The organism is Acinetobacter sp. TY2, assembly GCF_046269225.1.
GTDB lineage: Bacteria > Pseudomonadota > Gammaproteobacteria > Pseudomonadales > Moraxellaceae > Acinetobacter.
Genome location: NZ_JBJZOR010000017.1, coordinates 1 through 12465 on the forward strand (window position 1 = coordinate 1; position 12465 = coordinate 12465).

Sequence of the window (12465 nt, forward strand, 5' to 3'; positions counted from 1 at the left end):
TTCTTGCTCATGGTAAACTCCTGATGAGTGTGTTTAGTTTACCAAGTTAAAACCTCCTGTTTTTTCAGCACACATCAGTTCATCGTATTGATGGCATTAATTCCACTTCATTTACTCGCAAGTTTTTTTGCGGGTTTCGTCGTGTTTGAAATCATTAATAGTTTGGGGAATATTACTGAACGCTACATTGATGGGCAACGTGCGCGAATTTCAATTAGCGTGATTTTAGGTATTTTAATTATTACGTTCATCACGCTATCTATTACAGGTTTATATAGTTTTGTACAACATGATTTACAAGGTGATGGAATTACTTTGCTAAGTCAACAAGTGGATCAAACCTTACTGAAATTACAAGAAGAAATCGCTCAGTATATTCCTGGTTTTATTCCCTACACACTCAATGAATTAAAAGATCAAACCTTTGATCTTCTACGTGATAATTTATCTTTACTTAAAACTACAGGTACAGACGTTCTACACACGCTCGCAACCATGCTCATTGGAACAATTATTGGCATATTGGTTTCGCTTAATCAATTACATCCTAAACATGAATATCCAATTTTTAAACGTGCATTGATTCAACGGATTGAGAATCTTTCTATTTCTTTTAAGAATGTTGTTTTTGCTCAATTTAAAATTTCACTCATCAACACCGCACTCTTTATTATTTTTGCACATATTATATTGCCCCTCTGCGGTATTCATCTGCCTTTTGCAAAAACACTGACTATTCTTACTTTTATCTGTGGGCTCATTCCTATTGTTGGTAATCTTATTTCCAATACCATTATTGTCCTTACAGGTTTAACCATTTCAGTCACAACAGCTGGAATTACACTTATTTATTTGATTTTAATTCATAAACTCGAATATTTTATCAATGCTCGAATTATTGGCACAAAAATTCATGCCGCATCTTGGGAAGTTCTTTTAGCCATGTTGGTCTTTGAATCACTCTTTGGGTTAACAGGCTTAATTGTTGCACCCATCTTCTATGCTTATTTAAAATTAGAATTAAAAGAAGCAGGCATGATTTAACATCTTTTATTGTTACTCAATTTAAATCTAAGAATGTTTTATTCATATGCATGAAAAGCTCCCTCAGGAGCTTTTCAAGATCATTTATTTTCAATATAGATATACAATATAATCATGATTCCCAAACGACTTCCTGTTTCAGTGCCGCCCATTGGTTTAAAAATGGCTCATAATGACTTTCAATTTTATTACGCTTAATTTTTAAAGTGGGTGTCAGTAAATCATTTTCCATTGTCCAAGGCTCATTCACCACAACAAAAAAACTAATTTTTTCATGTGATTCAAGTGTCTCATTAATACTATTACGCAATAATTTCAATGAACTTTCAATCTCATTATTTTTACTATTTTCTTTTAGCTGATGACGAATTTCTTCAGGAAGCATAATAAATGCAACAGGTTGAGGCTGACTTGAACCACCTATACATACAGACTCAATAAGTTCATGATTCCCTAGTTTTTGTTCCGTTGGCACAGGCATAATATATTTCCCTTTCGAGGTTTTAAATATATCTTTAATACGCCCTGTAATTTTTAATCGACCACTCGCATCAATTTCCCCTAGATCACCTGTACGTAAAAATCCATCTTGAGTCATATCTTCTGCTGTTTTTTCAGGATTTTTATAATAGCCCAACATCGTTCCCGGACTTTTAACTAAGATCTCACCATTTTCATCAATTTTGCATTCAACCTTCGGTTGCGCATTACCCACATAGCCTGCGGCAAAGTTTCCTTCCTGAGTGACATGAGAATAACCACAATTTTCTGTCATACCATAGACCTCAAGTAACTCTAAACCCAAATTGCGATACCATAAAATAATATCAGTGGGTAAAGGGGCAGATGCCGTAAAAGCATAACGAACTTTATTTAACCCCAATTTGGTTAATAACTTCTTTTTTACAATTTTACCTAAGACTGGAATTTTAAAGAGTATCTTTTGTACATGTAATGGAATTTTTTCATTAATACCTAAATAAAACTTTGTCCATAATCTTGGTACTGAGAAAAATAATGTCGGTTGTGCACGATTCAAATCTTCAACAAAAGTTTCGATTGAATTGGCAAAATAAGCTGTAAAGCCACTTATCATTAAAGTACATTCAATAAAAATTCGCTCTGCAACATGCGCAAGCGGTAAATAAGACAGTGCTCGGTCTGCCTCTGTTACTTGATATTTCGTTTGTAATTCACGAGCACCTGCAAGCAGAGTACCAAAGCTTTGCATCACCCCTTTTGGTAATCCTGTACTTCCTGATGTATAAATAATGGTTGCCAATTGGCTTGGCTCAGGCAAAATCACTTGATCAAGTGGGGCTGTATTTTCAACAATATCATCCCACTTTGGTGCATCAAACTCTGGTGCCAAAGCCAGACAAATACAGGTTAAATGTGCTGGAATTTGGTCTTTAACTTCATTCCAACTATCTGTTTTCCCATCTAACTTACCAATAAATAATACTTTTGCATCACTATGTTCAAGCACATAAGTTGCCCCTTCGGCATTCAATGTCGGATATAAAGGAACGGAAACATGCCCTGCCATCCATATCGCTAAATCCGCCATAATCCAATGTGCACTATTTTTTCCATAGATCGCTATCGATGTGCCTTTGGGTAAGTTCAATGACAATAAGTAAGTCGCGATACAGCGAACCTGCTGTGCGACCTCCATCCAAGTATATGAAATGACTTCTCCATTGGCTAAGGGCTGTACCAATGCCTTTTTATTGGGTAAGTTTTTTTCCCAATGAAGCAAACCATGCACATGACTGATATATACATCTGCGTTTTCCGTGTTTTGCATCTCATTCTTCCTTTATTTTAAGTTTTTTAAATCCTATTTTTGTCTTTCACCTGATTTATCACAAATCTAGTGTTTTCCTATGCAAATAAAATATGACATTTGCATTATGGATAGCATAAATTTGACCACTCTGTATAGATTGTTTTTTAACCTTTTTTTTAATTTATTCATAGATCGATATTGAATTTTTTCTCTAAAACAAAAAAAGCTCCCGAAGGAGCTTTTTATGCATAAATGAATTTAATTAAATTCGTTTATTATGGCTTAACTACAACTAACACTTGAATCGCTTCAGGGGTTACAGATAGACCTTCAAGTAAACCTAAACCTTCTTTCTGCAATTTTTGTAAACGTGTAATTTCATCTTCACGAATACTTGAGTTGAACTGTTTCAAGTACGTTAAACGGTCAATTTCATATTGCCATTTACTGCCATACATTTCTTTGGCTTGTTCTTTCAATTGTGGCAATGCACTTTTTGCGATGTCGAGTGCTTGCGCATAACGCTGTTCAATCACATCACGGCGCGCTTTAACAACTTGACGGCAACTGTTGCTGTCTAAATGACTAACATAAGGCGATAAAATTTCAGGGCTCAATTTTGTTGAAATATCTTGACCTGTCTCAGTCAATAACACTCGGATCAATTGTGTTGGCAAGCTTGAAGGCAAGTTCAAAGCTTTTGGTGCAACCACATCCACTTTAAACCACACTTCAAGCAAGACTGAACCTTGTTTTAAAGCATTGGTTTTTAAAATTGCAACATTGGTACTACCGAAAGATTGAGTGCGGATCATTTCCATTACGCTTTCAGTAAATGGATGCTCCAAAGTCAAATATTCTGCATCTTCACGAATTTGAGCTTGGTCACGATAAAACGTTACAGTCATACCATCTTCATCAAGATCAAGTCCTTGAACTTGCATTTGATCAGTTGGTTTAATGATGACCGTACCGTTACTTTGCTCATCAAAATCGATATTGGTCGATGCCATGAAACGCTTCATGAACATTGGCAATAAAGTATTGTCATCATAGTCTTCAAGTGCAGTCACAATTTCTTGTGCAACGATTGGACGACAAGAATTGTATTCAAGTAAACGGTCACGGCCTTCTTGCAATTCATTTTCAAGTGCTTGGCGTTGTACATTCACTGCTTCAAGCAATTCTTCAAATGCTTGACCTTTATCGGTAAGTAAACAATCTTTTAAATCAACAATAAAGTTTTCTTGTAGCGTTTGTGCTGTCGGTGAAATGCTACTGAAAATATTTAACGCTTCATTGTACCAACGGAACATACGCTCTTGCGCCGTACCCACCAAGTATGGCACATGAATTTGAATACGATTTTCTTGACCAATACGATCTAAACGACCAATACGTTGTTCAAGCACATCAGGGTTGGCAGGTAAATCAAACAATACAAGATCAGATGCAAATTGGAAATTACGACCTTCTGAACCAATTTCAGAACACAGTAAAATCTGTGCACCATAGCTATCTTCTGCAAAATATGCAGCCGCTTGGTCACGCTCAAGTAAACTCATACCTTCATGGAACATTGCAGTACGAATACCCGCATGAATACGTAATGCACTTTCCAATGCTTCAACCACAGGACCACTACGTGCAATCAACAACACTTTCTTGTGTTTTAAATCGGTACGTAATTTTTCCATCAACCAGTTAACACGTGGATCTGTTTCCATCCACGAGCCATCAAGTTGTGTTTCTTCAGGCCACATTTGTTCACGTAATTTACCATCTTTTGACCAATTTTCAGGTGCAGGTAATGGCGCAGGTTGACAGTCACGACCAGGGAAACCTTGAATCGCTTCACGAGTATTACGGAACAATACACGCCCTGTACCATGACGGTCTAACAACTCATGAATGGCGCGGAAGCGCTGTTCGGGTTCATCGGTAATTGGATGACCTAATAATTGTTCAACAGCAGCTAAATGTTCAGCTTCAAGCGGGAAGTCAGACATCAACACTTCTGCAATTTTTGCAGTGTGATGATATTTTTCTTCTTCATCCAAGAAACGATCTAAAGAATTAAAACGTTGCGGATCAAGTAAACGTAAACGTGCAAAATGACTTTCTACACCCAATTGTTCAGGTGTTGCAGTTAATAACAATACGCCTGACGTTTTTTCTGCAAGTTCTTCAACAAGGTCGTAACGATCGTTACCACCGTCTTCTTCACTCCACATCAAATGATGTGCTTCATCGACTACCAAAAGATCAAAACCGGCTTCAACAGCTTGTTCACGTAGGTCTTCATGGTCAATCATCAAATCGACCGAAGCAATAATACATTGTTCTGTTAAGAATGGATTGAGCTCAGGATCATGTTCTTTGATTGCCGCAGTACGAGTCAAATCAAACAATGAGAAGTTCAAATTGAAACGACGACGCATTTCAATCATCCACTGATATTGTAATGAATCTGGTACTAAAATCAGGATGCGTTCAGAACGACCTGTTTTGAGTTGCTGATGAATAATTAAACCAGCTTCAATCGTTTTACCTAACCCCACTTCATCGGCAAGTAAAACACGTGGCGCAAAACGTTTGCCAACTTCATGTGCAATATAGAATTGATGTGGAATCAAACCAACACGAGCACCAATCATGCCTCGTAATGGACTATTTTGCATATTGGCTTGCATTTGCATTGCTTCAATACGCAAGTCATACCATTCTTTATAATCAATTTGACTTGCAAGAATACGGTCTAGCGGTTTAGACAACTGAATGGTCGCGCCAATACGGGTTTCATTTAAAGACTTACGTTCTTGCGTACCATCTTCAAGGGTACGAATCACGTCATAACGTAATACACCATTACGGTCTTCTACATGTTCTACCGTCCAACTTGTTCCATCTTGATCGTGCAAGGTGTCATTGACGTTAAAAACAATTCGAGATAATGGTGCATTATTACGTGCATAGACACGTGTTTCATCACTTTTTGGGAATAAAATACTGATTGAACGTTCATCAACATCAATCAGCACCCCCAAACCAAGTTCAGTTTCTGTATCTGATAACCAACGTTGACCTATAGCGAATTGTTGCAATTTTTCCACCTTTATCTCAAATAGGACTGAAAATTATGGTTCAAATTAGGAGAATATTTGAACCATAATTTCATACCTTAATGCAATCTATTTTGACATAAAGCCCACCAAAAAAGGGCTTCATTTATAACTTTAAAATCGGTATGACTTAAAAAGGAACTGGACAATCAAAATGTACAGACTCCTGTGTTTCAGGATGATGAAAACTTAGCTGTGCTGCGTGTAAACATAGTCTTGGCATCAATTGTTGCTGTTCTGCTGTGGCATATAGGGTGTCGCCAATAATCGGATGACCTAGATATTGCATATGCACACGGAGTTGATGAGATCGCCCTGTAATCGGTGTCAATTCGACACGACTTACAGCTTGTCCCTGAATTTGAAAATTTTCGATCACTTTATAGTGCGTGAGGGCAGGTTTATTATGTGTAGGATCGGCAATATGTAAAGGTGGATGTTCAGGATCATAAATCACAGGCACATCAATTGTACCTTCGCCTTGAAGCGTTCCTGCAACAATCGCTTGGTAGGTTTTAGACGTTTGACGTTCTTGAAACTGACGAGAAATATTTTTTTGCCCCCAACGGCTTAAACCAAAAACCAAAATACCTGAAGTATCTCGATCAAGTCGGTGAATCAGCAGTGTTTTAGGTTCAACTTTTAATAGACGATTGATGACACAATCCTGTAATTCTTCTGTTTTTCCTGGAACGGTGAGTATACCTGGGGGTTTGTGGATGACCATAAAATCATCTTCACGATGTATCAGGTTTTCGGTTAGAAAATTACTCAAGGTTCAGTTCCGCTGATCGTAAAAACAAGCGAGCAATGATAAGAATGCTAGCCATAAATTACAATCAAAATTATCATTTTTATGCAATATATCTGCATATTTCAGCCGAATATAAAATATTCATATTTTTAGCACGTTTAATTCCGCTAATCTTCATTTCGAAATCTAATGATAAAACTCAATCGGATACTGAACTTCACTATCAATTTGCTCAAGCCAAGATACACATTGAATTATATATGCTTAAGCAAACAAAAATAATTTAACTTTATAAAAGTTAGCTAATTACTTTTTTAAAGTTTTAACTATTTTTTCTAATGTGCAATATGTGAGAAAATCTTCATAAGTTATATTTGCTCCATTGACACGCCATAAAGCAATCAACGTGACTATTGCAACTGAATCTAAACCATAATCACGTAAATCTACCGCAGGATTGATGTCTAAAGGTGCAAGATCAAGTTGCTCCGCCACTGCCAATAAAATACCACGATCGGACAGAATCAGTTCTTTTGGCGCACTCAAAGACCATAACCGACCCAAAGTCGCTGTGTTTATGTGATGGATGCCTTGCCCTGTCCAAACATCCACACTTTGAATATGTTGTTCAGCAGTTGTCATCAGCACTGCATCATCCACCACACAAATTTGTTCAATCATACTCAATGCATGTTGAATCATTTGCTTCATCATTGGACTCATCTTGCCTGCAACCATCAATTGAGCATGAGCAACAGATAAGTATTGCCCAAGTTGTATCATGCCATGTTGAGGTTCTGACTGACTTAAAAATATGATTGGAATATCGAGCGCTTGTGCTTTTTTACATAATTGATCAATCTGTTTAGCTAGTCGACTTCCATTCCATTCAATGTGTTGTTTAAGTTCATCTAGACCAACAATTAATAAAACACTGTGTGTCGATTGAACAGACCATTTGGCTTGAGTTGGTTGATATTGGATTTTCTTGGGAAATGGATAAAACATAAAACCGATTCTACTGAACCATCAAGAATGAACTCACCCTTGATGGAGATAAAAATATAAATACGTGATAACAACTTAGTCATTCATCGCTACGTGAGCAGCAGCTAAAAAACTTAATTCTTCAGCATGCGAAAAAAGTAACATTTCAATATCATGATGTGTAGTCTTTCCACCTAATTCATGTGCAACGATATTCAACATGTCTAAATAATAACTATAAAATTCTTGATCATCAAACTTATCCCATTGACTCAAGGTAGGCTGAATTTTAATTTGAAAAAAATTAATTAGCGTATTTCGACCTTTAAGAGGTGGAAAATATTTTGCATCATCAATATTGTCAATAATTTGTAATGCATTTAATGACATTGCCACCCGAGCATCATAAATTGCATAGCGTGCAGGATCAATAACCGTCAAGGCTTTTGACCAAGATGCGATTCCTTTCGAGCCTTTTATAATTAGTTGTTCAGGAGATGTTTCTGTATATTTACGCAGTGTATCTTTACTATTCGCCTTTACACCACCCCCAATGATAAATATACCATTCAATAATCTTATACTTTTCATCAAATATTGTCGTAGCTAAATAAGCTTGATGTAATTTATGACGTAACTCAATATTTTGTTGATAAACATTCTGCGCTATAAGATTTAGTTGAATAGGCAAATGATCTAAACTCACTTGCCAAGTATAATTTTCATTTAAATGATCAATATTTTTTTTGAAAATGCGAATAAAGACTGATAAAGATTCATTTATTCCCCTATCGATATTGTTAAAATAAAACAACTAAAAATATTTAATTGTATAAAAAATTTATTTTACTTGCGCTAAAAAGGTCTGAATTGCCCATTGTGCAATCGCAGCATCTTCAAAAGCTTTCACCCCTGAAACACCCACTGCCCCAACCAACTGTCCATCATAAAGAATCGGCTCACCGCCTTCCAACAAACCGACAAAGTTCGAAATTGAAAGAAAACCACTACGACCATTTTTAATCATTTCTTCAAATACTTTAGATGGCTTAGTACTTAAAGCAGAACACTTGGCTTTTTCTTGGCAAATTATCGCACTAATAGGTGCTGCACCATCCATACGCTTCATTGCCAATAGATTGCCTGTTTCATCGACAATGGCAATACTGACATTAAACTGCTGCTGAATCGCATATTGATGTGCTTGATTTAGAAGAAACTCAGCATCAGATAAGGTTAAATAATATTTAGTTTTCATTTTTAAAAATTCCTTTTATATTATAAAAAAGCTCGTAGTAAACTACGAGCTAATCTTAAATGAAATCAATATATATTTAATACACTTTTATTGTATTTTAGCAAAAACTTCTTTCGCCATTGCAATGGTAAATTCAATATCTTCATCACTATGTGCAGCAGAAATAAAGCCAGCTTCAAATGCAGAAGGCGCAAGGTTCACACCACGACTAAGCATACCATGGAAGAATTTACGGAAAGCTTCTACATCACATTTCAACATTGAATCAAAACTTGTGATGTCTTGTTGATCTGTGAAATATAGACCAAACATACCACCCACTTGTTGAGTTTTAAATGCGATACCCGCTTCATCCGCAGCATTTTGTAAACCATCAAGTAGTTTAGCCAATTGCGCAGTTAGGTTTTCATAGAAACCTTCAGCACGTAAATGCTTAAACATTTCAATTCCAGCACGCATTGCCAATGGATTACCTGATAATGTCCCCGCTTGATAGACTTTACCGAGTGGCGCAATGCATTCCATCACTTCACGTTTACCACCAAAAGCACCGACTGGAAGCCCCGCACCAATAATTTTACCTAAAGTGGTTAAATCAGGTGTTACACCATAATGTGCTTGCGCACCGCCTAAACCGACACGGAAGCCTGTCATGACTTCATCAATAATAAATACTGAACCATATTCATCACATACATCACGAATCGCTTGCAAGAAACCATCAATCGGTTTCACTAGATTCATGTTCCCTGCAACAGGCTCGACGATTACGCCTGCAATCTCTGAACCAAATTTGGCAAAGCATTCCTTTAATGTCGCAATATCATTGTATGGAAGCGTTAAAGTGTGCTTAGCAAAATCTGCGGGTACACCTGCAGAAGTTGCCTCACCTTCACCATTCGTCAATAAACCTGAACCAGCTTTCACCAAAAGCGAATCTGAATGACCATGATAACAACCTTCAAATTTTACAATTTTGTCACGACCTGTATAACCACGCGCTAAACGAATAGCAGTCATGGTCGCTTCTGTACCTGAGTTGGTCATACGCACCAATTCAATTGAAGGCATAATTTCACAAATCATATCGGCAAGCGTAGTTTCATGTACCGTTGGCGCACCAAAACTTAGACCATCAACAGCCGCTTCTTGCACCGCTTTGATAATTGCAGGATGCGTATGACCTAAAATCATCGGCCCCCAAGAACCAACATAGTCGACATAACGTTTACCATCAACATCATACAAATATGCGCCTTTGGCTTTTTCAATAAAAACGGGCGTACCACCCACACCATTAAACGCACGTACAGGTGAATTCACGCCACCTGGAATATGTTTACTTGCTTGTTTAAATAATTGTTCTTGCTTTGGAGATAAGCTCATCAATCTACTCAACTAAAATTCAATACAAAATAAAAATAGCGTTTAAGCGGTTGCTTTAAAAAGCTCAGACCACTCATCAATGCGTTCAGGAATATGATTCATTGGGCGACCTAGAATATCGCTAACCACAGCGCATAAGTCCGCACCTGATTCAATCACTAATTGTGAATTTTCTACCGTTAAACCACCAATCGCGCAAATTGGCACATTCAATTTGGCTTTAGCAAGTTGCAACGTTTCTAAACCAATGTTGCCTGCTTCAGGTTTGGTATCGGTAGCATAAATTGCACCAAATGCCACATAATTTGCACCATCTGCAATGGCTTGTTCGGCCAATTCAAGTGAATTATTACAGCTACGACCAATCAAAACTTTTTTTGGTAAACGTACAACTGCATCTACAATTGAGCCATCATCTTGCCCTAAATGTACACCTACACCGTATTTTACCGCCAACTCTAGATCGTCATTAATCACGAAAGGCACTTTATATTCAGCACATAAGGCTTTCATATATTCCACTTCATAAATTTGATCTTCTTTTGCCACTTTTTTACGACGATATTGCAATACTGCAACACCACCATTGGCAAAAGCACCTTCTAACTTGGCAAGTAAAACTTCTAAAGGATCATCATTGGTAATGAGGTATAAACCACGCATTGTCTTTCCACAGCTCAATTTCATGCTCTGAGTATACCGTTACCGACTTGAAAATGGGGGCATTTCCTCGATTTTCTATTAGCCGATCTACAAATATAAACCTTTCCAAACATGAAAATAAAAATTGCAATAAAAACAACCCAAACAAAAAATTTGCTTGGGTTATTCGATCAATCTGAAATATTCATAGACTTACTTTACAAAGTCTTATATCAAAAATTTAAATTTTGCACTATATATGGCTCAAACAGTACGGATGACACTAACACGTATCCAAACACATTGAATGGTAAAATATAATTTTCATGTGACTGCGTAATATCGGTCATTCAATATGTTCAACCTGTTGTTTCTGTCCAGCTGTGAAAACAGTGGCTAACTTTTTTTCAAAAGCAGTGTTATCGGTTTTCCATTGTGGATTTTTGTCTTTATCAATCAAAAGTGCACGGACACCTTCAATGAAATCACCCTGTTCTAGCCAGATGTCCTGTACATCACGTTCAAGCTTCATACATTTTTCAAGCGATAAACTTTGCCCAATTTGTTGTAATTTCAAGCTTGTTTGCATTGCCATTTTTGGACGTTGTTGAATGGCATGTAAAGTTTTTTGTGCCCATTCGATGTCATTAGGATATTTTTCATCAGCAAGACTTTTTTCAATTTCATCAAGCGTAGCAAAACCAAAATGCTTATTTAAACGCTCTGCCATGGCTTGCAGTTGACTAGGAGCAGGGTCGGTAATAAAGCCACCAATAATTTCACGAATACGGCGCTCATTCAGTGTTTGTGCTGAGCTCAAAGCAGTTTGTAATGTAGTAAACTGTTCACTCTGCACATGATAATCAAGTAAATCTAAGTAAAGTGCATCACTGCTACTAATCTGTTCACCTGTCAATGCCATATAAACACCAACTTCATCGAGGCGTGATAAAAAGTGCGTTGCACCGACATCTGGGAAGAAACCAATAATCGTTTCAGGCATTGCAAAACGTGATTTTTCACTGCTCACCTGAATATGACAAGCTTGAGCCAAACCAAAACCGCCACCCAAAACAAAACCATCAAGCATGACAATAATCGGTTTTTTATACTGTCGAATGTATTCGAGCAATGCATATTCTGCTGCAAAATAATCTCGATAATCATTTTTATCCGTTTGGAAACTATCGTACAAATAGCGAATATCACCACCTGCACAAAATGCCTTCGGACTATTTGAATGAATTAATACAGCCTGTACTTGATCTTGCTCAAGCCAAGTTTCGAGTTGTTGATAAATACCTTGCACCATCTCTAAAGACAAAGCATTCAAATGCTTCACTCGATCAAGGGCGATCATGCCTAACTGCCCCTGAATTTGAATACTTAAATCATGTTCTGATTTTGCTTCATGTTGTGTCTGAGCGTTCATAATTTATTCCTGACTGCATGTTGATGCTGTATTTTTAATTTTTTATCA

At 37.0% G+C, this 12465-nt stretch carries 10 protein-coding genes; 1 reads left to right on the plus strand and 9 read right to left on the minus strand.

From position 1 onward, the window contains the following. Positions 1-27 precede the first annotated feature (27 nt). The gene (locus ACK1JC_RS11475) at positions 28-1044 is read left to right on the plus strand and encodes an AI-2E family transporter (RefSeq protein WP_409512009.1); all 1017 of its coding nucleotides are present in this window, start codon (positions 28-30) and stop codon (positions 1042-1044) included. A 112-nt stretch (positions 1045-1156) separates the two neighbouring features. Here the strand turns inward: ACK1JC_RS11475 and ACK1JC_RS11480 are convergent, their stop codons facing one another. From ACK1JC_RS11480 to ACK1JC_RS11520, 9 genes are all read right to left on the minus strand, one after another. Further along, on the minus strand, positions 1157-2854 hold the full coding sequence (locus ACK1JC_RS11480; protein WP_409512010.1) for an AMP-binding protein: 1698 nt from the start codon (positions 2852-2854) through the stop codon (positions 1157-1159). 257 nt (positions 2855-3111) lie between these two features. Then, on the minus strand, positions 3112-5949 hold the full coding sequence (gene rapA, locus ACK1JC_RS11485; protein WP_409512011.1) for an RNA polymerase-associated protein RapA: 2838 nt from the start codon (positions 5947-5949) through the stop codon (positions 3112-3114). Between the two features lie 139 nt (positions 5950-6088). Further along, positions 6089-6733 carry an RluA family pseudouridine synthase gene (locus tag ACK1JC_RS11490; RefSeq protein WP_409512012.1) on the minus strand — a complete coding sequence of 215 codons (645 nt, stop codon included), beginning with the start codon at positions 6731-6733 and terminating at the stop codon, positions 6089-6091. Positions 6734-7018: 285 nt separating this feature from the next. Then, a complete protein-coding gene (locus ACK1JC_RS11495) occupies positions 7019-7720 on the minus strand; it encodes a phosphopantetheine-binding protein (protein ID WP_409512013.1) in 702 nt (233 codons plus the stop codon). A gap of 75 nt (positions 7721-7795) precedes the next feature. Further along, entirely contained in the window at positions 7796-8290 is a 495-nt protein-coding gene (locus ACK1JC_RS11500; RefSeq protein WP_409512014.1) for a hypothetical protein, read from the minus strand. Between the two features lie 250 nt (positions 8291-8540). Then, positions 8541-8957 carry a GlcG/HbpS family heme-binding protein gene (locus ACK1JC_RS11505; RefSeq protein WP_409512015.1) on the minus strand — a complete coding sequence of 139 codons (417 nt, stop codon included), beginning with the start codon at positions 8955-8957 and terminating at the stop codon, positions 8541-8543. An 87-nt stretch (positions 8958-9044) separates the two neighbouring features. Further along, positions 9045-10343 (minus strand): glutamate-1-semialdehyde 2,1-aminomutase, encoded by a 1299-nt coding sequence (hemL, locus tag ACK1JC_RS11510; protein WP_409512016.1) that lies wholly within the window; start codon positions 10341-10343, stop codon positions 9045-9047. Positions 10344-10385: 42 nt separating this feature from the next. Continuing rightward, a complete protein-coding gene (gene thiE / locus ACK1JC_RS11515; RefSeq protein WP_409512017.1) occupies positions 10386-11006 on the minus strand; it encodes a thiamine phosphate synthase in 621 nt (206 codons plus the stop codon). A 325-nt stretch (positions 11007-11331) separates the two neighbouring features. Beyond that, the gene (locus ACK1JC_RS11520; protein WP_409512018.1) at positions 11332-12417 is read right to left on the minus strand and encodes an enoyl-CoA hydratase/isomerase family protein; all 1086 of its coding nucleotides are present in this window, start codon (positions 12415-12417) and stop codon (positions 11332-11334) included. Between the last annotated feature and the right edge of the window lie 48 nt (positions 12418-12465).

What these genes read in the sequence shown, in the direction of transcription:
- ACK1JC_RS11480 (WP_409512010.1), bottom strand. Translation starts at nt 2,854, where the DNA reads ATGCAAAACACGGAAAACGCAGATGTATATATCAGTCATGTGCATGGT.
- ACK1JC_RS11495 (WP_409512013.1), bottom strand. Translation starts at nt 7,720, where the DNA reads ATGTTTTATCCATTTCCCAAGAAAATCCAATATCAACCAACTCAAGCC.
- ACK1JC_RS11500 (WP_409512014.1), bottom strand. Translation starts at nt 8,290, where the DNA reads ATGAAAAGTATAAGATTATTGAATGGTATATTTATCATTGGGGGTGGT.
- ACK1JC_RS11505 (WP_409512015.1), bottom strand. Translation starts at nt 8,957, where the DNA reads ATGAAAACTAAATATTATTTAACCTTATCTGATGCTGAGTTTCTTCTA.
- hemL (WP_409512016.1), bottom strand. Translation starts at nt 10,343, where the DNA reads ATGAGCTTATCTCCAAAGCAAGAACAATTATTTAAACAAGCAAGTAAA.
- thiE (WP_409512017.1), bottom strand. Translation starts at nt 11,006, where the DNA reads ATGCGTGGTTTATACCTCATTACCAATGATGATCCTTTAGAAGTTTTA.
- ACK1JC_RS11520 (WP_409512018.1), bottom strand. Translation starts at nt 12,417, where the DNA reads ATGAACGCTCAGACACAACATGAAGCAAAATCAGAACATGATTTAAGT.